This is a genomic window from Providencia sp. PROV141 (assembly GCF_028481645.1).
GTDB lineage: Bacteria > Pseudomonadota > Gammaproteobacteria > Enterobacterales > Enterobacteriaceae > Providencia > Providencia rettgeri.
The window spans coordinates 40,406-63,692 of the sequence record NZ_JAMPPR010000014.1 but is presented as its reverse complement, the minus strand read 5'-3'; the positions used below and the strand labels follow the sequence as shown (position 1 = coordinate 63,692).

The following is a 23,287-nucleotide window of genomic DNA, read 5'->3' as shown; positions in this document are numbered from 1 at the left end:
TTATTTTCTTTTATTTCAATTAGTTCATCAAAAATTGTTCTGAGATCAAGAAATTTATTTCAATCAGTCTAAACTAATTGATAACTAATAATTTGCTGAGCATATTATGTCGAATTCTGCTTTTAATCTCCGTTGGGCTGAAGTGATTATTGAAGCACTATCTCGCCACGGAATGAAACATATCTGTATTGCGCCAGGCTCGCGCTCAACACCTCTGACCCTTGCGGCCATTAGTCATGGGAAATTGCATTGCCATACGCATTTCGATGAGCGTGGTTTAGGGCACCTTGCCCTCGGCTTAGCAAAAGCCAGTCATGAACCTGTAGGGGTCATTGTTACCTCAGGGACGGCGGTGGCAAACCTTTATCCCTCATTGATTGAAGCGGGTTTAACTGGGGAAAAGGTGATTTTTCTTACCGCAGACCGGCCTCCTGAACTGATTGACTGCGGTGCTAACCAGGCTATTCGGCAGACGCATATTTTTGCATCTCATCCTACTCAATCATTAATGTTGCCAAGGCCGACGCAAGATATTTCAGCTAAATGGTTGGTAACTGCGATTGATAATGGCATGAACCAGTTACACCACGGTGCATTTCATATCAACTGCCCATTTGCCGAGCCACTATATGGTGATATGGATGGGGAACATGAGTGGCAGAAAACACTTGGGGAATGGTGGAATTCGAATCACCCGTGGCTCACTGAACCGTTAACTCATTCTGTCGCTTTAGTGGCAGATTGGTATTTTTGGCGGCAAAAAAAGGGCGTTGTGATTGCCGGTAGAATGAGTGCGAGTGAAGGGGAGCGCGTGGCTCAATGGGCCCAAGAACTCGGATGGCCAGTTATAGGGGATGTGTTATCTCAAACAGGGCAGCCATACCCTTGTGCAGATTTATGGCTTCAGCATCCCGATGCTCAACAGATTTTAAAACATGCAGAATTAGTTGTTCAGTTTGGCTCAAGCTTAACAGGAAAACGACTATTACAATGGCAAGCCAATTGTGAACCGCAAGAGTATTGGATTATCGATTCGATACCTCAACGGCTAGACCCAGCAAATCATAGGGGGAGAAAGTTAACCTGTTCAATTAAAGGTTGGCTGGACAACCATCCTGCGCAGCCGAGAGGTTTGTGGTGTGAATCGCTGCTGACGTTAGCACAAAAAACCCAACATCATGTACACCAACAGTTACATGAAAAATTTTCAGAAGCAGCGGTGGCATACCAATTACCAGAGTTACTTTCTCCACGAGGCCAACTATTTGTTGGCAATAGCTTAATTGTCCGTTTGGTGGATGCGCTAGCACAACTCCCATTGGGTTATCCGGTGTATAGCAACCGCGGCGCAAGTGGTATTGATGGTCTGATTTCTACCATGGCGGGCGTGCAACGAGCAACAGCACGTCCAACATTGGCTATCGTTGGGGATATTTCTGCCTTATACGATTTGAATAGTTTGGCGCTGTTGCGAGAACCCTCAGCACCGACAGTCCTCATCATTGTGAATAACAATGGTGGGCAAATTTTCTCTATGTTACCCACACCAGACGAAGCAAGGCAAAATTATTACTGTATGCCGCAAAATGTCAGTTTCGAGCCTGCTGCGAAAATGTTTGGCTTACAATATTGTGCGCCGACAGATTGGGGAACACTAAAAAATACAGTTCAACAATTTTGGCATAGTCAGCATGGAACATTGCTGGTGGAATTACAGGTGGCAAGCGATGAAGGCGCGCGTACTTTAAAACAGCTGCTCAATGAAGTTGTGGAATTGTAATGTTATCCGCCCATCGACACCATTCTACCTCTTCGACTCCTTGGATCATTTGGTTGCATGGTTTGTTAGGTAGTGCAGATGAATGGTCACCCGTGATTGATCAAACACGGGCTTTTCCATCATTAGCTGTGGATTTGCCAGGTCATGGCGGTTCTCATTCAGAACCATGCCAGAGTTTTTCACATTTTGATCAACAACTCAGCGAGCTTTTACAGTATCATCAAATTAATGAATACTACTTGGTTGGTTATTCACTTGGTGCTCGACTCGCAATGCATTTTGCCTGTCACTATCAGCCTAATGGGCTATTAGGTTTAGTGATTGAAGGCGGGAATGTGGGGTTAGCCAATGAACAAGAACGTGTTGCTCGAGCTGCTAATGATGGGGCATGGGCGCAACGTTTTCGTTCAGAACCCATTGAATACGTGTTAGATGACTGGTATCAACAAACTGTATTTGCTGATTTGTCGGCCACTCAGCGCCAACAGTTAATTCAGTTACGCGGACAAAATAACCCGCACAGTATTGCTGCTATGCTAGAAAACACATCATTAGCAAAGCAACCTTTTTTGGCGGACAAATTGCGTCAATTAATCTGCCCTTATCGTTATTTTTGTGGCGAAAAGGATCAAAAATTTCGAAGCGTTTCGCAACAATATGCTTTGCCGTTAACGCTGATTGAAAATGCAGGGCATAATGCACATCGGGAAAACCCCATGGGCTTTGCAACTGCACTACACCATTTTTTATCACACTGTGGTTAAAGGAATCTGATAATGATTTATCCAAGCGAAGAAAAATTATACGCACCAATTGAATGGCAAGATTGCTCTACAGGGTTTGAAGATATTCGCTATCATAAATCTCCTGAAGGAATTGCTAAAATTACGATTAACCGTCCAGAAGTGCGTAATGCTTTTCGTCCACAAACCGTGAAAGAAATGATCCAAGCACTGTCCGATGCACGTTATGATGACCAAGTCGGAACTATCATTTTAACGGGCGAAGGTGAAAAAGCATTCTGTGCCGGTGGTGACCAAAAAATCCGTGGCGATTACGGCGGGTATCGTGATGCAAGTGGCACGCACCACTTGAACGTATTAGATTTCCAACGCCAGATTCGTACTTGTCCAAAGCCTGTTGTAGCGATGGTTGCGGGTTATTCTATTGGTGGTGGCCATGTGTTGCATATGATGTGTGACCTGACTATTGCTGCGGATAACGCAATATTTGGCCAAACCGGGCCAAAAGTCGGTTCATTTGATGGCGGTTGGGGCGCATCCTATATGGCGCGTATCGTTGGGCAGAAAAAGGCGCGTGAGATCTGGTTTTTATGTCGCCAATACAATGCACAAGAAGCATTAGACATGGGCTTGGTTAACACCGTTGTCCCATACGCAGATCTTGAAAAAGAAACCGTGCGTTGGTGCCGTGAAATGCTAGAAAATAGCCCAATGGCATTACGTTGCTTAAAAGCAGCATTAAATGCAGATTGTGATGGTCAGGCTGGCCTGCAAGAATTAGCCGGTAATGCCACAATGCTGTTTTATATGACAGACGAAGGGCAAGAAGGCCGTAATGCTTTTAATGAAAAACGTGCTCCAGACTTCTCTAAATATAAGCGTAATCCATAATGCGTAAAGCCCGTATTTATTCGTTCAGCCTGCCAATGGAGGCAGGCGTTATCCTTCGTTATCAGCGACTAAAAACTCGTGATGGGCTTTTAGTGTGTTTACAAGATGGGGATAATGAAGGTTGGGGAGAAATTTCGCCTCTACCTGAATTCAGTCGTGAAACATTAGAAGAAGCAACCGCCGAAACTATTAAGCGAATGAATGAATGGGTGAAAGAAGGCAAAATTTCTAATAGTCTACTACCCTCTGTGGCTTTTGGCTGTAGCTGTGCTCTTGCGGAGTTAACAGGGGAGCTACCGAAAGAGGCTGACTATCGCAAAGCACCACTGTGCAGTGGTGACCCTGATGACCTCATTTTGAGCCTTGATGCAATGGAAGGTGAAAAGGTTGCAAAGGTAAAAGTTGGGCTCTATGAAGCTGTGCGTGATGGCATGGTGGTTAACTTATTGTTAGAGGCAGTTCCAGAATTGAAACTGCGCTTGGATGCGAATCGCAGTTGGACTCGAACAAAAGCCGACGGTTTTGCCAAGTATGTTAACCCAGACTATCGTGACCGTATCGCATTCTTAGAAGAGCCGTGCAAAACCCGAGAAGAGTCACTGCAATTTGCAGCGGATACTGGCATTAGTATCGCTTGGGATGAAAGTGTACGAGAAGAAGGCTTTATGGTTGAGGCACAGGAAGGCGTTTCTGCGATTGTGATTAAACCAACACTGACAGGCAGCTTGTCTTATTGTCGCTACTTAGTAGAAGAAGCGCATCGCTTAGGATTACAAGCCGTGATCAGTTCATCCATTGAAAGTAGCTTTGGTTTAACGCAACTTGCTCGTGTAGCACATTGGCTAACGCCAAATACCATTCCAGGCTTAGATACGGTATCACTTATTCAATCTCAACTGATACGGCCTTGGCCACAATGTGATATTCCGCTCCAGCAGTTAGAAGATTTAACGCTTGTATGGCAGAACTAGATAACTTTAAAGATTGGCCTTGGCAACACTGGGCCAATCTTCGTCCCAACTCCATCGCCCTAATAACTGAGTCCCAAAGTATGACTTGGGAAAGCGTAAGCCAACAAGTTACAGACCTCAGAACTTACTTTTCAATGCAAGGCGTAACGCAAGGGCAGTGTATCGTTTTGCGTGGGAAAAATTCAGTTGAATTATTACTGAGTCAACTGGCTCTTATTGCGTGTGGTGCTCGTGTTTTACCGTTAAATCCCCGTCTCCCAGAACGGTTGTTAGCAGAATTACTGCATCATCTTAATGTTAGCGCAGCCATTGATTTTACTGATGAATCAAATTTATTAGCCAATTATCGTCATTTAGATTATCAACTCTATGATCATTTTATTGGTGATGAAGAGGTTGCTCCGGTTGTTTTTCAAGAGGCTATTCAGCAGCCTGCCACGTTGATTTTAACATCGGGGTCGACAGGTCTACCTAAAGCCGCCGTTCATTGTGTTGCTGCTCACCTCAATAGCGCTGCCGGTGTTGTTAATATGATGAATTATCAGCAAGATGATTGTTGGTTACTCTCGTTGCCGTTATTCCATGTGTCTGGTCAGGGCATTGTTTGGCGTTGGCTTTTGCAAGGCGGCGCACTTGCGGTAAAAAATCTCCCTTTAGCTCAGGCATTACATGAGGTGACTCATGCCTCTTTGGTGCCGACCCAGCTATGGCGTTTATTGAATGATAACTCAATGGCGAATATCGCGTTGAAAGCCGTTTTATTGGGCGGAGCCAGTATTCCTTCAACACTCACGGATTTGGCACAACAACATGGAATTGCGTGTTGGAGCGGCTATGGGATGACAGAAATGGCTTCTACAGTTTGTGCTAAACGTGCAGATGGCAAGAAAGGCGTTGGCTTACCCTTAAAAGGTAAGCAAATTCGTCTTGTGGATGATGAAATTCAAATCCAATCAGACAGTCAAGCGCTTGGTTATTGGTTTGATGGGCAAATTCACCCTTTAAACTGCCTAGATAACTGGTTTAAAACCAACGATAAAGGGGCATTTGTCGATGGTGAATATCAGATCCTTGGTCGTTTAGATAATTTATTTATCAGTGGTGGGGAATGTGTTCAACCGGAAGATATCGAATCAGTCATCAATTCACACACTGATGTCAGCCAAAGTTTTATTATTCCCATTGATGATGAACAATTTGGGCAACGCCCTGTTGCGGTTATTGAAGCAAATGAGTCAGTGGATTTGCATCAGCTGGCGGGTTGGCTAAAAGATAAACTCGCGCCATACCAATATCCTATGGCATTTTATTATTTAGACCCTGAATTAAAAGCAGGGGGAATAAAAGTGTCAAGGCAACAAGTGAAAAAGTGGCTGTTAGCTAGAATGCAGGAATAGGGTGAAATAGTGGTGGGTTATCCCCACCACTTAATGAATTACACTATTTTAGTGCTTTTAATGCTTTTTCAACACCAGCGCCATATTCTGGGTGAACTTGTTTAAATAGCTCGATTTGGCGCACTTGAGTGGCTTCTGTCGCGTCAATCAGTTCTCCCGCAATACGCTTAAACATACGTTGGTGCTCGGCATCATCTAATAACTCATATAATGCACGTGGTTGGCTGAAATAATCTTGGTCTTCGCGGTGATCCCAATGGTCAGCGGCACCTTCAATAGATAATGGCGGTTCGCTGAAGTCAGGTTGCTCTTGGAATAAACCAGCTTCATTTGGCTCATAGGTCACATGGTTGCCGCTATTACCGTCAACGCGCATTGCGCCATCACGATGGTAATTATGGAATGGGCAACGTGGGGCATTCACTGGGATTTGGTGGTGGTTAACCCCAAGGCGATAACGGTGGGCATCTCCATAGGAGAATAAACGGCCTTGTAGCATTCTATCTGGTGAGAAGCCAATACCTGGAACTACGTTAGCAGGGCTAAACGCCGCTTGTTCTACGTCAGCAAAATAGTTGTCTGGGTTACGATTAAGTTCAAAATAACCGACATCAATTAACGGATAATCTTTGTGCGGCCAAACTTTGGTTAAGTCAAATGGGTTATAAGGAACTTGGGAGGCCTCTTTCTCTGGCATAATTTGTACTTGCAAATTCCAGCGCGGGAAATCCCCATTTTCAATGGATTCAAACAGATCACGCTGTGAACTTTCTCTATCTTTACCCACTAATTGCTCAGCTTGTTCATCAGACAGATTCTGAATACCTTGTTGGCAACGGAAATGGAATTTAACCCAGAAGCGTTCATTATCACTGTTGATGAAGCTATATGTATGGCTACCAAACCCATGCATATGACGGTAACTTTGTGGGATACCACGGTCACTAGCATCAATGGTTAACTGGTGTAAAGATTCTGGTAATTGAGAGAAAAAGGCCCATTTGTGTTCCATTGTACGTAGGTTAGAGCGAGGGTCGCGTTTAACTACGTGGTTTAAATCAGGGAATTTTAATGGGTCACGAAAATAGAACACAGGGGTGTTGTTACCCACCATATCCCAGTTACCTTCTTCAGTATAAAATTTTAATGCAAAGCCACGAATATCTCGTTCTGCGTCGGCAGCCCCGCGCTCACCTGCAACGGTAGAGAAGCGAGCAAACATTTCTGTTTTTTTCCCCACTTCAGAGAAAATTTTTGCACGGGTGTAGCGGCTAATATCATGCGTTACGGTAAATGTACCGAAAGCACCTGAACCTTTTGCGTGCATGCGTCTTTCAGGGATCACTTCACGGTCAAAATGGGCAAGTTTCTCTAAAAACCAAACATCCTGTAATAACATTGGGCCACGTTTACCTGCTGTCATCACATTATTATTATTGGCGACCGGGGCGCCAGAGGCGGTAGTAAGGCCTTTCTTTTTCATCACAATGCTCCTTTTTGGATTAAATGACTACACAAACCTAACTAATAAGTTAATTTTTTGTAAAAAAATAAAAATATGACTACAATGAACTTATAATTCAGTATAGTTATTATGGGATTGATTATCTAATTAATATAACCAATTACTGTGATTACCCGTGAAAAAAACGGTATTTATCGCACTTTTTCGCACTAAAATTTTTGATTTGTGAAATTTTGTAATGAATAAAGTCGGCTTTTGTAGCAGCTATAGCGTAAATCTAGGTAAGAATGGCTGAAAATAGGGTGAAATTCGCGTAGTATCCATAGGTAATAATATCAAGAGGATAAAATAATGCGCAAATTATTATTATTAGCAGCAGCGATGTCACCATTGTTCGTAGGGACTGCCCATGCAGTTTCAGTCAGTGCACAAGCGGGTGAACATTTTACTGAGCTGTCTGCGGGGTTAGGTAACCAAAATGCAGGGTTAGCATTTAACGGTTCTTGGGCTCGTAGTGACCATGATGGGCAAACGGGTAGTATTGGTGCCACATTTGGCTTACCAGTCGGGCCTTTCTCTGCATTTGTAGGGGGTAAGGGGTTATATTTATCACCGGATCACAATAGTAGTGGTGCTGCATTAGCGGTTGGCGGTGGGTTAAATTGGCAGGCTATGCCTTCATTAAATATTTATGGTGAAGCCTATGGTGCTCCTGAGTCATTGACCTCAGGTAGCAAGTCTTATGTCGAAGCGAAAGCGGGTGCACGTTATACCGTATTTAAACCTTTATCTATTGATGCAGGTTATCGTTTGATTGAAATGAAAGGAACCCATGGCAATAGTAGCGATAAAGTTGCCGATGGCTGGTATGTAGGGGCTGGCCTTTCATTCTAATAGGGTTATCTTGTTCATGTCGCCCTTAGTTGCGTACATTAAATGTACGCCTAGGGCGAATTCTATGATGTAAACCTAGTTGAATATTTTTTAAATTAATAGGTTAAACTTCTAACTGCTTATCCACGCTATTCACTTTAGTTTTCATTGCATCACAGTAGTGACGTCAACTCATCAGGGCTCAATCCGGTACTTTTCATAATAATTTCAGGGCTAACACCATTTTTCAATAAATTACGGGCTAAGGTAGCTTTAGTTTTTTGAATGCCTTCTTGTTTGCCTTTTTGAAGCCCCTCGAGAAGACCCTCTTGGTGGCCTTTATTATGTAAGCGTTGTGCGATATTCATAATCGTTTCCTTGTGTATTTCTGTTTGCGCTTCTAATGTGTAGATAATTTTTGCAAAATCAGTTGAGTCTAAAGCAGAAAATAGGTAATTGATGATAGTGATCACATCACTGTCGCTATTATAGTGTTGATTGAGCGCTTGTGCCAACAAAGGGATCACATGGTGAAACTCATCTCGCAACCGTTTATGTTTCATCGCTAATTCCATAACAGCAATTTTGCGATGATTAACTAATTCATCATCGTCTATGACAGTGATATCAACCAACGGGAATGGTTGTGTATATAACGTATTTGCTAGCTTGGGCAGAGGAAAACAATCTGTCCATAACTGAGTGTAAGGGTAAGATGAACGAGTCCCGTGGTAGAAAAGAATAGGAACAACTAGAGGTAATAAGGTGTTTCCTTGCTGCATATGCTGATTCATTGCTAAAAACGCATAGTACATTAAGCGCCACGCCATGAGCTTATCAGGGGTAGATTGTGGTGTTCTACAAGTAGATAAATGTATCCTTGGCCTTGTGCTGTTTGTACGGAATATAAAACATCCGATAAGCGTGAACGTAACTGCTTATCAATGAATGATGAGTTAGTCAGCTTTAACGTAGCGAAATCACATAATGATTTTATGTGTTTTGGTAAGTGAATCTCAAAAAAGTCACGTGCACTGTCTATGTTTGTCATAAAACCTTTAAATGCAGCATCATGGGTAGCAGAAACATTTTTTCCTTTCATTCAACTCAATCCCTTTATTTACCTCTCAACAACAATAAAGCAAGCAGATAGAGATGTCATTTCGGTATTATTTGCTGTTGTATGATGCAATTAAAGATGTATACATTAAATAATGTTCAAATAATATGTATGTATAGAATTAGTGGGAATGCTAAGTGATTATTGATTGATAGTAGATATCAAACTATGAACGGGGAGGAAGGGGGAGTTAATTTCAGTTAAACAAAAGCCGCAATTTGGAGTTACCCAGATTGCGGCTTAATTTATCAATTTGTTAACCGACGTTTGGTAAAAATCCGGCAACAATCGAAAATTGGATAGCGATTACGGCAATACCACATACTAATACTAAGGCTAAAATAGGGGTACCGCCTTTAACTTGATACCCATCTTGAGTTTCTAATTTACGTACACGCAGTGTTAACAGTGCAGGAATAATCAGTGCTAAGACTGAGAGCGCGACAGCAGCATAAGTTAATGCTTGTACGAAACTACTAAAGAATAGGGCGGCCAATAATGGTGGAACAAAGGTAAGCAAGCCTGTTTGTACACGACCGATAAATTGATTACTCCGTTTGAACAAATCTGCGAGGTAATCAAATAAGCCCAATGCAACACCTAAGAAGGACGTGGCTAACGCTAAATCCATAAATAGGCTGACGGCAATATTGACTCGAGGTGTTGCGACAACATCGCGAATCGCGGTAAGTAACCCATTAAGGCCAGACTCTTGCGCTAGGATCCCAATAAAGGTGTGTGATGGGATAGAACCTAACGTTGCAATTTGCCATAGAATATAAGCCACTAAAGGAATTGCGCTTCCGGTAATGAAAATCATACGTAATTTACGTACATCTCCATTCATATAGTTAACTAAACTCGGTACGCTACCATGAAAACCAAAAGAGGTAAAAATAACGGGCACTGCGGCCAAAACAAGGCCTTTTTCAATCGGCATAGTGCTTAAGTTTACCGCTTCAGCATGCGGCATCATCACAACGAGCATGATGACCAAAAAAATCGTTTTTGCTGTGAATAAAATTCGGTTAATAAAATCGACTGAATGTGTGCCAATACACACAACTGCACCACCAATAATAGTAAATGCGATAATGGCAGTGTTGGTTGAAATGTTAATTCCCCACCAAGAAGACAGGCTATCTGAAATTAATACACCAGCCCCTCCGATGTAAGCAGTTGTTAATGCGTACATTAATAGCAGCATACTGAGTCCAGTCACTATTTGGCCAACAGGACCCAGATATTTTTTAGCGACGGAGCCTAGGCCCATATTTGCAGGGTTATGCTGATACACTTCGACTAATAGCAATGAGGTATAACTCATTAACATCCATAATCCAACAAGCAAGCAAACGATGCCTGTGAAACCGACTCCTGCAGCGGCAAGTGGCATTGCCAACATCCCTGCACCTATTGTTGTCCCTGCAACGATTAACACACTGCCAAGCGTACGATTCTTCACAAGTTCCTCTGATTGAATTTGAATAATTAACAAGTGATGCAGATTATGCGATCGCAAGTTCACTGTCAAATGTAAATTACAGATAGTGTAATTATAAGTTTACACTAATAATCAAGTAGATAGCGAAACTGAAGACAATAAGCAGGGTTAATTAAGTGAAGAAAAAATGATGATTTATGGTGACTAAAGGTAAATTTATATGGGGTGATTTGTTAAAAATGGTATGGTAATAAGTTGATTTTTATTGAAATGACAGCTAACTGTACAGTATGTCAGTTACTTAATATAAATTATGTGATGAGGTCAAAATAAAAGCATAAAAAATAAAAGTAAATTGATTTTGAAGTTATCATAAATCAAATTAATGCTTGAAAATCATCCCGATAATATATGCAAACATATATATAAAGGATGGAACTATGGACTTTATGATTCAACTCGCCATTATCCTTGTTTGCTTATTCTATGGAGCAAAAAAAGGGGGAATGGCACTCGGGCTATTAGGTGGTGTTGGCCTAGTTATCTTAGTTTTTGGTTTTGGCTTACCACCTGGAAAACCGCCTGTTGATGTTATGCTTGTTATCATTGCTGTTGTTGCCGCATCAGCGACGTTACAAGCATCAGGCGGTTTAGATGTCATGCTGCAAATTGCAGAACGACTACTACGAAAAAACCCTAAGTACATTTCTATTGTGGCACCTTTTGTGACATGCATCTTAACCATTTTGTGTGGTACAGGGCATGTGGTATACACGATTTTACCTATCATCTACGATGCGGCGATTAAAAATAATATCCGTCCAGAAAGACCGATGGCCGCGAGCAGTATTGGCGCACAAATGGGGATTATCGCCAGCCCAGTTTCAGTCGCGGTTGTTTCATTAGTGGCAATGCTAAACGGCGTGACAATTAATGGTCAGTCCCTTGAATTCCTTGATTTATTAGCAATTACTATCCCATCAACATTAATTGGTATTTTAGCTATTGGTATTTTCAGTTGGTTTAGAGGTAAAGATCTCGATAAAGACCCTGTATTCCAAGAGTTTATCTCAGTCCCTGAAAACCATGATTATGTTTATGGTGACAGTGTGACACTGCTGAATACAAAATTACCGAAAATTAACTGGGTAGCGATGTGGATTTTTTTAGCCTCTATCGCAGTTGTCGCACTACTTGGCGCATTCTCTGAACTAAGGCCGCTAGTTAATGGTAAGCCGTTATCTATGGTTTTAGTCATCCAGATGTTTATGTTATTAGCGGGTGCGCTAATTATCATTATCTGTAAGACCAATCCTGGGCAAATTTCAAAGAATGAAGTATTCCGTTCAGGGATGATTGCTATCGTGGCGGTGTATGGTATCGCGTGGATGGCAGAAACCATGTTCGGCGCACACATGGATGAAATTAAAGGAACGTTAGGTTCTTTAGTGAAAGATTTCCCTTGGGCTTATGCCGTCATCTTGTTATTAGTTTCTAAGTTTGTTAACTCTCAAGCGGCTGCACTAGCCGCTGTAGTACCAATTGCATTAGGTATTGGTGTTGACCCTGCTTATATTATCGCTTCTGCACCTGCGTGTTATGGGTACTACATTTTACCGACTTATCCAAGTGATCTTGCGGCAATTCAATTTGACCGTTCTGGAACAACGCGTATTGGTAAATTTGTTATCAACCACAGTTTCATTCTACCGGGGTTAATTGGGGTGGGCGTGTCTTGTGTGTTTGGCTGGGTATTTGCAGGTTTATATGGTTATTTATAATCAATAAAGTAAGTGAATAAAAAGTGATTGCACAGGTAACGGATAAACCGCTGTGCAATCACCTATTTTAGATTAACCAATTTCAATATCCGATAGCGGATGGCAACAGCAAGGCAGAATCTCGCCATCTTGCACAAATGCGATAGGTTTTTGTTTATAACCCACTTTTCCACGTAATAATGTCACTCGGCACGAACCGCAGTAACCTTCACGACATTGGTATTCTACAGGGATACGACTGTCTTCTAAAGCTTCCAACAAACACGAATGAATGTCGGTATGGTAGGGGACTTGAACACCCTGCGTTAGCCGCAGGGTGATTTTATGGCTTGCCATGATTACAGTTCGAAGTCGCTCAAATCGTCGGTATCGACTTGAGAGTCAATCTGGCCGACTAAATAAGAACTCACTTCAACCTCTTGAGGCGCAACTTGTACGTTATCAGACACCAACCATGCGTTGATCCATGGAATTGGGTTTGAACGAGCTTCAAATGGCAATTTCAGGCCAACAGCTTGCATGCGAATGTTAGTAATATATTCAACATATTGGCATAAAATGTCTTTATTTAAACCAATCATAGAGCCTTCGCTGAATAGGTAGTCAGCCCACTCTTTTTCTTGCTCTGCAGCTTGAACGAACAGGTCATAACACTCTTGTTCGCACTCTGCCGCTATTTCGGCCATTTCTGGGTCATCTTGCCCTGAGCGCAACAGGTTCAACATGTGTTGTGTTCCCGTTAAGTGCAGCGCTTCATCACGTGCGATTAGCTTGATGATTTTAGCATTTCCTTCCATGAGTTCGCGTTCAGCAAACGCAAATGAACAGGCAAAGCTAACATAGAAACGAATGGCTTCGAGCGCATTAACGCTCATTAGGCACAGGTACAGCTGTTTCTTCAATTGACGTAGAGAAACAGTGACTTGCTTGCCGTTGCAAGTATGCGTGCCTTCACCAAACATATGATAGTAATTGGTCATTTCGATCAGGTCATCGTAAAAACCAGAAATATCTTTAGCACGCTTTAAAATTTCTTCATTTTCAACGATGTCGTCAAAAATAATGGCTGGGTCATTCACGATATTACGAATAATATGCGTGTATGAACGTGAGTGGATCGTTTCAGAAAACGCCCACGTTTCTACCCAAGTTTCCAGTTCAGGAATCGAAATCAGCGGCAATAATGCCACATTAGGGCTGCGGCCCTGAATAGAGTCCAACAGCGTTTGATATTTCAGATTACTGATAAAAATATGTTTTTCGTGATCTGGCAGCGCATTATAATCAATACGGTCGCGAGATACGTCAACTTCTTCAGGGCGCCAGAAAAACGACAATTGTTTTTCAATCAGCTTTTCAAAAATAGGGTACTTTTGCTGATCATAGCGCGCCACGTTAACTGGTTGGCCGAAAAACATCGGCTCCAGCATTTGGTCATTTTTTTTCTGTGAAAACGTTGTATATGTGTGTGACATAACAATTCCTATTAAATTTTACACGCGCCGCCTTCGCAATCGGAATCTGCTGACTCAACAACTTCTTCCAGATCGCCCTGAACATCTTCCGCCCCATCGCGGGTGTTATGGTAGTAAAGTGTTTTCACACCAAACTTATAGGCGAGCAATAAATCTTTTAGCAATTGGTTCATTGGCACTTTGCCGCTCTCAAAACGAGTTGGGTCATAGTTTGTGTTAGCAGAAATCGACTGGTCGATAAATTTCTGCATGATACCAACGAGTTGTAAATAGCCACTGTTTGAAGGCATTTGCCATAGTAGCTCGTATGCGCCTTTCAGATTTTCGTAATCTGGCACCACTTGGCGCAAAATACCATCTTTAGAGGCTTTAATACTGATATAACCACGTGGTGGCTCAATACCATTGGTTGCGTTAGAAATCTGTGATGATGTCTCTGAAGGCATCAATGCAGACAGTGTCGAGTTACGCAGACCATGTTGTTTAATATCTTGGCGTAAGGCTTCCCAATCGTAATGCAAAGGTTCATTAGTTAACTTATCGAGCTCTTTTTTATAGGTATCGATAGGTAAAACGCCTTGTGCATAAGTTGTTTCATTGAACCATGGGCAAGCACCTTGCTCTTTTGCTAACTCATTCGAGGCTTTTAATAGATAATACTGAATGGCTTCGAATGTTTTGTGCGTTAAATTGTTCGCACTACCGTCAGAATAACGAACACCGTGCTTCGCGAGATAATAAGCGTAGTTAATCACCCCAATACCGAGTGTACGACGCCCCATTGAGCCTTGCTTCGCCGCAATGATTGGGTAATCTTGGTAGTCAAGCAGTGCATCAAGAGCACGAACAGCTAATATTGCCAGCTCTTCTAATTCATCTAGGCTATCAATCGCCCCTAAGTTAAATGCCGATAATGTACACAGCGCAATTTCACCGTTCTCGTCATTAATGTTGTTTAATGGCTTAGTTGGTAGTGCAATTTCTAAACATAAATTTGACTGACGAACAGGGGCAACCTGTGGGTCAAATGGGCTATGTGTATTACAGTGGTCAACGTTTTGAATATAGATTCGGCCAGTAGATGCACGTTCTTGCATCATTAATGAAAATAGCTCAACAGCTTTAACACTGGATTTGCGAATATTTTCATCTTGTTCGTATTTCACATATAAACGTTCAAATTCGTCTTGATCAGCGAAAAATGCATCATAAAGACCTGGAACGTCTGATGGGCTGAATAATGTAATATCTTGGTTTTTAATCAAACGCTCATACATTAGCTTGTTGAGTTGCACACCGTAATCCATATGGCGAACACGGTTACCTTCAACCCCACGGTTATTTTTCAGTACCAATAAGCTTTCAACTTCAAGGTGCCAAATAGGGTAGAACAAGGTTGCAGCACCACCACGAACACCCCCTTGCGAACAAGATTTAACCGCAGTTTGGAAGTGTTTATAGAACGGAATACAGCCAGTGTGGAACGCTTCACCACCACGAATTGGGCTGCCTAATGCACGAATACGGCCTGCATTTACCCCAATACCCGCACGCTGCGAGACATACTTCACAATTGCGCTTGAAGTGGCATTGATGGAATCTAAGCTGTCACCACACTCAATCAGTACACAAGAGCTGAATTGACGTGTAGGAGTACGTACCCCCGCCATAATTGGCGTAGGTAATGAAATTTTGAATGTTGAAACGGCGTCATAGAAACGGCGAACATAATCGAGGCGCGTCTCTTTTGGGTAATGTGAAAACAGGCAAGCAGCAACTAAAATGTATAAAAACTGTGCGCTTTCATAAATTTCACCAGTAACACGGTTTTGAACTAAATATTTTCCTTCAAGCTGTTTTACCGCAGCATAGGAAAAATTCATATCACGCCAATGGTCTATAAAGCTATCCATTTGCTCGAACTCTGCTTCAGAGTAGTCTTCCAGCAAATGCTTGTCATATTTCCCCATTTCGACGAGGTGTTTAACATGCTTATATAATGCAGGCGGTTCAAACTGGCCATAGGCTTTCTTGCGTAAGTTAAAAATAGCAAGGCGTGCAGCTAAGTATTGGTAATCAGGTGTATCACCCGTAATTAAATCTGCTGCTGCTTTGATCATCGTTTCGTGAATGTCAGAAGTTCTGATCCCATCATAAAACTGAATCTGTGAACGTAACTCCACTTGAGAAACGGATACGTTACTTAGGCCTTCCGCGGCCCAGGTTATTACCTTGTGGATTTTGTCGAGATCAATGCGTTCTTTATGTCCATCACGCTTTGTGACTAACAGACTCTGGTTCATGAGCAAGTACACCTTGGTTGAACTACAAATGGGTTAAAAAAACATAAAAAAGCTCATGGTGTAATGCCATGAGGCTAGTAGTGTTATGTTTGCTTGTACCACTATATGTAGTAGTTTGTTTAGAATACCATAACAAGATAATGTTAATATGTGATTTTATCAAGTGAACAAATTAGAGGGATCTTGTGGATAACTGGTTGGATAAGAAAACAGATCATGTCGGTAAGCTGCATGGTAAAAGGCATTAATAAAAAAAATGCTTCCGACATGAGGACTAAAATAAATTTTGTAAAATGCGATCGTTTGCTGCTTTCTTAAACGTACTGCTTGTGATTTATTCTTTTCACGACTAAATGACTATTCGCTCACAGTATGCAGCATATAATTTACATCAACATTTGGCCCTAGCCAGAATTTATCCGTTAATGGGTTGAAGTGTAACCCTATGATATGTTTATCTTTCAGTGGTGTTCCGTCAATCCAGCCAATTAACTCAGAAGGGCGAATAAATTTGTTGGCATCATGAGTCCCTTTAGGCACGATTTTCATAATATATTCAGCGGCGACAACAGCCATTAACCATGCTTTTTTGTTGCGGTTAATGGTTGAAAAAATAACGTGTCCACCTGGTTTCACTAATTTAGCGCAAGCTCTAACGACAGACTGAGGATCTGGAACATGTTCAAGCATCTCCATACATGTAACAACATCATAGGCTTGAGGGTGCTTGTCAGCGTGCTGTTCGACGGTTTCTTGGACATATTCAACCGGAACACCGGACTCAAGGGAATGTAAGCGTGCGACCATTAAGGGTTCAGCCCCCATATCAAGACCGGTGACTTCTGCACCTTCACGCGCCATACTTTCGGATAAAATGCCACCGCCACAACCAACATCAAGAATTTTTTTACCGAAAACACCGTCTACACGCTGCATAATATAACCTAAACGTAATGGATTGATGCGGTGTAGTGGGGCAAACTCCCCTTCTAGGTCCCACCAACGGGAAGCGATGGACTCAAATTTCTCGATTTCTTGTTTATCGACGTTAAGGTACGTTGGGGTCTGGGTGTCATTCATACAAAAAAGCTCCTATTTTTAACCTATTCCCTAAAGCCTATTAACGATAACTATATTTAAACTATGCTCAATAGGGGGGAAATAGCGGCCCGATAAGAATTGATGGCTAAAATATAAACAACAATGCAATTATTGCAGTTATTAATTGATAAACCTTCAAGTTTCGGACACATAAACTTAATTTTCCGCTATTATACATAGCTTGGAAGACAAATACCCGTCTCTTATTTTTATTAAATTGGCGAATTGTGGTATAGTTCTACTCTTTGAATCCGAAGTTATGAGGGACAGTGGTTCCATGAGCGAGATTGCCAGAGAAATCACACCAGTTAATATCGAAGAAGAGCTTAAAAGTTCGTATTTGGATTATGCAATGTCCGTTATTGTCGGCCGTGCACTTCCAGATGTTCGAGATGGACTGAAGCCAGTACACCGCAGAGTACTGTTTGCGATGAATGTATTGGGAAATGATTGGAATAAACCCTATAAAAAATCTGCCCGTATTGTTGGGGACGTCATCGGTAAATACCATCCACATGGTGATAGCGCTGTTTACGAGACAATCGTTCGTCTAGCACAGCCTTTCTCAATGCGTTACATGCTGGTTGATGGTCAGGGAAACTTCGGTTCAGTTGACGGAGACTCCGCAGCGGCAATGCGTTATACGGAAATCCGTATGGCGAAAATTGCCCATGAGCTACTGGCGGACCTTGAAAAAGAAACCGTTGATTTCGTTCCAAACTATGATGGAACAGAGCAAATTCCTGAAGTTATGCCGACGAAAATCCCCAACCTTTTGGTTAATGGGTCTTCAGGTATTGCTGTTGGGATGGCAACCAATATTCCACCTCACAATTTAGGTGAAGTGATTAACGGTTGTCTTGCCTATATAGAAGATGAAGACATCAGTATTGAAGGTTTAATGGAACATATTCCAGGGCCTGACTTCCCTACAGCGGCGATTATCAACGGTCGTCGTGGGATTATTGATGCGTACCGTACAGGGCGTGGCAAGGTCTATATCCGTGCAAGCGCTGAAGTGGAAGTCGATGAGAAAAATGGTCGTGAAACCATTATTGTCAGCGAAATCCCTTATCAAGTGAATAAAGCTCGCTTGATTGAAAAAATTGCAGAATTAGTTAAAGACAAACGCGTTGAAGGTATCAGTGCACTGCGTGACGAGTCGGATAAAGACGGTATGCGCATTGTTATTGAGGTTAAACGCGATGCGGTGGGTGAAGTTGTACTAAACAACTTATATTCATTGACCCAATTGCAAGTTTCTTTTGGTATCAATATGGTAGCTCTACATCAAGGGCAACCCAAAATACTGAATTTAAAAGATATTATTGCTGCTTTTGTGCGTCACCGCCGTGAAGTTGTCACTCGTCGTACGATTTTCGAATTACGCAAAGCGCGTGACCGTGCTCATATCCTTGAAGCACTAGCAATCGCTCTGGCTAATATTGACCCAATTATTGAATTGATCCGTAAAGCACCAACGCCTGCCGAAGCAAAAGCAGGGCTGATTGCACGCTCTTGGGATCTGGGTAATGTTGCTGCGATGCTAGAACGTGCGGGTGATGACGCTGCTCGTCCTGAGTGGTTAGAACCCCAGTTTGGTGTGCATGAAGGGCAATATTTCCTGACTGAACAACAAGCCCAAGCTATTTTGGACTTACGCCTCCAAAAATTAACGGGTCTTGAGCATGAAAAATTACTGGAAGAGTACCGTGAACTTCTAGTGCAAATTGAAGCTTTACTGTTTATTTTACGCAGCCCTGAACGTTTGATGGAAGTGATTCGCGAAGAGTTAGAAATTATTCGTGATACCTACAACGACCCTCGTCGTACAGAAATTACAGAAAATACCGCAGACATCAATATTGAAGATTTGATTAATCAAGAAGATGTAGTGGTGACATTATCTCATCAAGGTTATGTGAAATATCAGCCTCTGTCTGATTACGAAGCACAGCGCCGTGGTGGTAAAGGTAAATCTGCTGCAAGAACTAAAGACGAAGACTTCATTGAGCGCTTATTGGTCGCCAATACACATGACACCATCTTGTGTTTCTCAAGCCGTGGTCGTTTATATTGGATGAAAGTTTACCAGTTACCAGAAGCGAGCCGTGGTGCACGTGGTCGCCCAATTGTTAACTTATTACCACTAGAGCAAGATGAACGTATTACGGCCATCTTACCTGTGCGTGAATATGAAGAGGGTTACAACGTCTTCATGGCAACGGCGAGTGGTACTGTGAAGAAAACACCTTTACAAGAGTTTAGTCGCCCAAGAAGCGCCGGTATTATTGCGGTGAACTTGAATGACGGTGATGAACTGATTGGTGTTGATTTAACAGATGGTTCAAACGAAGTCATGCTGTTTTCAGCTCAGGGTAAAGTTGTGCGCTTCGCTGAAGATGCCGTTCGTCCTATGGGACGTACCGCAACAGGTGTACGTGGTATTAAATTAATGGATAACGACAAAGTCGTTTCTTTGATTATTCCACGTGGAGAAGGGCATATCTTAACTGTGACAGAAAATGGTTACGGTAAACGTACTGAAGAAGCTGAATACCCAACTAAATCTCGTGCAACTCAAGGGGTTATCTCCATTAAAGTGAGTGAGCGAAACGGGAATGTAGTTGGCGCGATTCAGGTTGATGAAACAGACCAAATCATGATGATCACGGATGCCGGCACACTAGTTCGTACACGGGTGTCTGAAGTGAGTGTCGTTGGCCGTAATACTCAAGGTGTTACCTTGATTAGAACCGCTGAAGATGAAAAAGTTGTTGGTTTGCAGCGCGTTGCTGAAACGGATGACGATGAAAACAATGATGATGAGATTGCAAATGAAAACACTGAAGAAAATGGTGTTGATGATGCAAATATCGACGATCAAGAGTAATCATCGCGTTTAATTTAATGAACGGGTAGCGTAATTAGCTACCCGTTTTAGTTTCTAACCTTAATGTGTTAATTTTAATACTTTTCATGTTAGTCGCTTTTTTATCATGTAATCGAGTATAATTAGCGGTCATAGTATCGAATATACAGGAAAGCGCTTGAGATATTTACCCTCGTTTAAAACATCACTTAGACTTTCTCGGGATTTATTTCGTATCCTCGGCTTGATGTTGTGGGGCATGGGCGTTTTTATCACTTTATTTTTCCTTTATTCGCAATTTAATGAATACAAATCAGATATTCGTCAACAGTTCTATTCAGGCTACGAAAACCTGCAAGCTTATATCCAACAAACGGGAGCGACACTTAATTCTATCCAGTCAATGACTGAGCTATATCGAGTAAAGCTGCAAGAATCAACAGACGTAAAGAATCTTCCAAGTAAATTTCTCGAATTACCGAATGCATCTAATTACTCTTTTTATAAATTAACGCCGAATACGGATTGTGATTATTTTAGGGATAGAGCAGAGAATTACTTACAAGCTTTTGAACAACTGAATTATTTTTGGAAAGAGAGTATTGCTGCACCTCAAGCTTTAAACCATGTCTTTTTAGTTGGTTCAAGAAGTTATTGTATGGTGGATTACCCGATCCGCTCAACAATATCTGATATCGAAATACTCAAAAAAGTCAGCTATGAAAGTGTGCGGACTTACCAAGGCTTGAGGTTACAAGGAAAAGAGCGTAATTTATTTACAATTATGCATGGCGCACAGCCAGATTATGGACAAGTTTACTTAATTCAGGCAATCAAGCACGATAACATGCTGCCTGCGTTTATTGGGTTAGAACGTTCAATTAACTTGAATCAGTTCAATATACGCCGAAATAAAGCTGTCGAAATACTCATAATTAACGATTATAACCAGCCTGTTTTATATTCTCCTATCGATATCAACCCTAAGAGCTCAGCATTACTCAATATTTCAGAACCTTCATTTTTTGGTTTTAACTCCGATTATTCAAAATTAATCTTTAAAAAGCGCTTATCACCTTCTCAAATTACGGTCATTTTCTCAATTGCGACGTCTGAAATATTAGCTAGCTTAGAAAATACTATTTTTTATGGCATCGTCCTTAACATTTTTACGGGAGGGCTAATTTTCTTTTTAATTTGGTTGCTTGAAAGGAAAATGTTAGAACCCGCAGAGAACACTGCGATACGGCTTGAAGAGCATGAACAATTCAATCACAAAATAGTGGCATCAGCACCTGTCGGCATTATCATTTTAAGGTTAACTGATGGAGGCAATATTCTCAGTAATGAATTAGCTCATGACTATTTTCGGTTATTAAATGATGATGATAAGCAGCGAATATTAACCATCATTCGCCAAAAAACGAGCAATTATATTGATGTGGTGACAACCAACGGAACACACTTACAAATTAGCTTTGTGAATTCGCGATATCAAAATGAAGATGTCGCTATTTGTGTATTAGTAGACATCAGTATTCGTGTTCAAATGGAAAAATCATTGCAAGATGTAGCCGATGCAGCGGAACAAGCGAACCATGCTAAGTCGATGTTCTTAGCGACAGTTAGCCATGAATTAAGAACGCCGCTATATGGCATTATTGGTAATATAGAATTGCTACAACGTTATGAGTTATCTGAGAAAGCGACACGCTTAGTTTCCACGATGGATAATTCATCGTCGCTTTTATTACAAATTATTAGTGATATTTTGGACTTTTCAAAAATTGAATCTAAGCAATTGAAAATAGAAAGTAAACTGTTTAATTGTCGAGAGGTTTTTGCATTTGTATTAGCGAACTACTTGCCATTAGTATCTAAGAAAAAAATATCATTATATTCTTATATTGAACCTAACATTCCTGATCTCATTTTGAACGATTCTGTGCGTTTACAACAAGTGGTTTCTAATATTGTTAATAACAGTATTAAATTTACAGAATCAGGTTTTGTATTGCTGTATGTCTGGAAAGATGAGAATTATTTAAAGATTGAAATACGTGATTCAGGAATTGGAATGACCCATGCCGTGGTCATGCAGTTGTTTGACCCATTTTTTCAAGTTCATGACCAAAATAATATCGGTCATAAAGGAACAGGGTTAGGATTAGCGATTTGTGAAAAACTGATTAACCTCATGGATGGTGACATTGAAGTCAGTTCCCAAATTGGACTTGGTAGCTCATTTACTATTCGTATTCCTTTATACGGTCAAGAATATATTAAGAAAAACATTCCAGAATACCGCGCACATTATCGTATTGCTATTTCGTGTCGAAATGAATTTTTAATGAACTTTCTTTTACGTTTGTTAAGCCATGAGCAATTTACGGTTGTCGGCCATAGCTCAATTGATAAAACACAAAATTATAATTTATTAATAACCGATTATGAGTATACAGAAGGTATAATCTGTGAAGATCATGTCCAGTTATCGAGTTTTTATGCCGGTGAGCTTTACGAAATAAAACCTAACCAATGGATTTGTAACACATATCAATTAGATAAATTACCTGTTTTAATTGATAAAGCCATCATGAAAACGATTGAGCAATCGCAGAAAAATAATATGGTAAATCAACCATTGATTGCTGATGATTCGTTAGGCGAATACCATGTGTTAATTGTCGATGACCACCCAATTAACCGAGCATTATTAAGTGAACAATTAGCGTCTATCGGTTTTACTACAGGAACGGCAATAGATGGGGTAGACGCACTAAAATACCTAAATAATCATCATGTTGATATTGTTTTAACAGATGTAAATATGCCAAATATGGATGGCTATCAGCTGGCAAAAGAACTGCGGCGCTTAGAGTCTAATTTACCGGTGATCGCATTAACTGCTAATGCAATGGCAGAAGAAAAGCAACGTTGTATTAATGCAGGAATGAATGATTGTTTATCAAAACCAACAACAATTGCAATTTTACGTGAGACCTTAACGCGCTATTGTTAAATATACTTAAAGATGAATGCAAAAATAAAAACCCATAACTGGGTTTTTA

15 protein-coding genes and 1 pseudogene are annotated in these 23,287 nt (G+C 41.3%); 9 read left to right on the top strand and 7 right to left on the bottom strand.

Annotated features, from left to right (window positions below):
• The first annotated feature begins 106 nt into the window (after nt 1-106).
• Genes menD through menE form a run of 5 tightly spaced genes read left to right on the top strand, consistent with a single transcriptional unit; the run spans nt 107 to nt 5,782 of the window.
• Nucleotides 107-1,780, top strand: a complete 1,674-nt coding sequence (menD, locus tag PSF09_RS08990; protein ID WP_272683788.1) for a 2-succinyl-5-enolpyruvyl-6-hydroxy-3-cyclohexene-1-carboxylic-acid synthase — start codon at nt 107-109, stop codon at nt 1,778-1,780.
• Entirely contained in the window at nt 1,780-2,544 is a 765-nt protein-coding gene (gene menH, locus PSF09_RS08985) for a 2-succinyl-6-hydroxy-2,4-cyclohexadiene-1-carboxylate synthase (protein ID WP_272683787.1), read from the top strand. Before menD ends, menH begins: the two co-directional genes overlap by 1 nt.
• Before the next feature lie 12 nt (nt 2,545-2,556).
• Nucleotides 2,557-3,414, top strand: coding sequence for a 1,4-dihydroxy-2-naphthoyl-CoA synthase (menB, locus tag PSF09_RS08980; protein ID WP_210837248.1), 858 nt, complete (start codon nt 2,557-2,559; stop codon nt 3,412-3,414).
• A complete protein-coding gene (menC, locus tag PSF09_RS08975; protein ID WP_272664640.1) occupies nt 3,414-4,385 on the top strand; it encodes an o-succinylbenzoate synthase in 972 nt (323 codons plus the stop codon). The genes menB and menC overlap by 1 nt, the downstream gene beginning before the upstream one ends.
• The gene (gene menE, locus PSF09_RS08970) at nt 4,373-5,782 is read left to right on the top strand and encodes an o-succinylbenzoate--CoA ligase (RefSeq protein ID WP_272664641.1); all 1,410 of its coding nucleotides are present in this window, start codon (nt 4,373-4,375) and stop codon (nt 5,780-5,782) included. The genes menC and menE overlap by 13 nt, the downstream gene beginning before the upstream one ends.
• A 43-nt stretch (nt 5,783-5,825) precedes the next feature.
• Here menE and PSF09_RS08965 read toward each other — a convergent pair whose 3' ends face one another.
• Nucleotides 5,826-7,265 (bottom strand): catalase, encoded by a 1,440-nt coding sequence (locus PSF09_RS08965; protein ID WP_272664642.1) that lies wholly within the window; start codon nt 7,263-7,265, stop codon nt 5,826-5,828.
• Between the two features lie 333 nt (nt 7,266-7,598).
• Between PSF09_RS08965 and PSF09_RS08960 the strand changes: the two genes are divergently transcribed.
• Complete coding sequence (locus PSF09_RS08960) at nt 7,599-8,141, top strand: YfaZ family outer membrane protein (RefSeq protein WP_004912202.1); 543 nt, start codon at nt 7,599-7,601, stop codon at nt 8,139-8,141.
• A 152-nt stretch (nt 8,142-8,293) separates the two neighbouring features.
• Here the strand turns inward: PSF09_RS08960 and PSF09_RS08955 are convergent.
• Nucleotides 8,294-9,222 (bottom strand): annotated as a pseudogene (locus tag PSF09_RS08955) (Rpn family recombination-promoting nuclease/putative transposase).
• A gap of 274 nt (nt 9,223-9,496) precedes the next feature.
• Nucleotides 9,497-10,645: a tyrosine transporter TyrP gene (tyrP, locus tag PSF09_RS08950; RefSeq protein WP_247605336.1), complete on the bottom strand. Its 1,149-nt coding sequence runs from the start codon at nt 10,643-10,645 to the stop codon at nt 9,497-9,499.
• 479 nt (nt 10,646-11,124) lie between these two features.
• On the opposite strand from tyrP, the gene PSF09_RS08945 reads away from it, so the two are divergent.
• A complete protein-coding gene (locus PSF09_RS08945; protein ID WP_210837260.1) occupies nt 11,125-12,465 on the top strand; it encodes an anaerobic C4-dicarboxylate transporter in 1,341 nt (446 codons plus the stop codon).
• Nucleotides 12,466-12,537: 72 nt separating this feature from the next.
• On the opposite strand, the gene yfaE is transcribed toward PSF09_RS08945, so the two are convergent.
• From yfaE to ubiG, 4 genes are all read right to left on the bottom strand, one after another.
• Nucleotides 12,538-12,801: a class I ribonucleotide reductase maintenance protein YfaE gene (gene yfaE / locus PSF09_RS08940; protein ID WP_210837262.1), complete on the bottom strand. Its 264-nt coding sequence runs from the start codon at nt 12,799-12,801 to the stop codon at nt 12,538-12,540.
• Nucleotides 12,802-12,803: 2 nt separating this feature from the next.
• A complete protein-coding gene (gene nrdB, locus PSF09_RS08935) occupies nt 12,804-13,940 on the bottom strand; it encodes a class Ia ribonucleoside-diphosphate reductase subunit beta (RefSeq protein WP_004912195.1) in 1,137 nt (378 codons plus the stop codon).
• Between the two features lie 11 nt (nt 13,941-13,951).
• Complete coding sequence (nrdA, locus tag PSF09_RS08930) at nt 13,952-16,243, bottom strand: class 1a ribonucleoside-diphosphate reductase subunit alpha (protein WP_210837264.1); 2,292 nt, start codon at nt 16,241-16,243, stop codon at nt 13,952-13,954.
• Between the two features lie 357 nt (nt 16,244-16,600).
• Nucleotides 16,601-17,323, bottom strand: coding sequence for a bifunctional 2-polyprenyl-6-hydroxyphenol methylase/3-demethylubiquinol 3-O-methyltransferase UbiG (gene ubiG / locus PSF09_RS08925; protein ID WP_210837266.1), 723 nt, complete (start codon nt 17,321-17,323; stop codon nt 16,601-16,603).
• Nucleotides 17,324-17,621: 298 nt separating this feature from the next.
• Between ubiG and gyrA the strand changes: the two genes are divergently transcribed.
• On the top strand, nt 17,622-20,237 hold the full coding sequence (gyrA, locus tag PSF09_RS08920; RefSeq protein ID WP_004912190.1) for a DNA topoisomerase (ATP-hydrolyzing) subunit A: 2,616 nt from the start codon (nt 17,622-17,624) through the stop codon (nt 20,235-20,237).
• A gap of 214 nt (nt 20,238-20,451) precedes the next feature.
• A complete protein-coding gene (gene rcsC / locus PSF09_RS08915; RefSeq protein WP_371031989.1) occupies nt 20,452-23,238 on the top strand; it encodes a two-component system sensor histidine kinase RcsC in 2,787 nt (928 codons plus the stop codon).
• Nucleotides 23,239-23,287 lie beyond the last annotated feature (49 nt).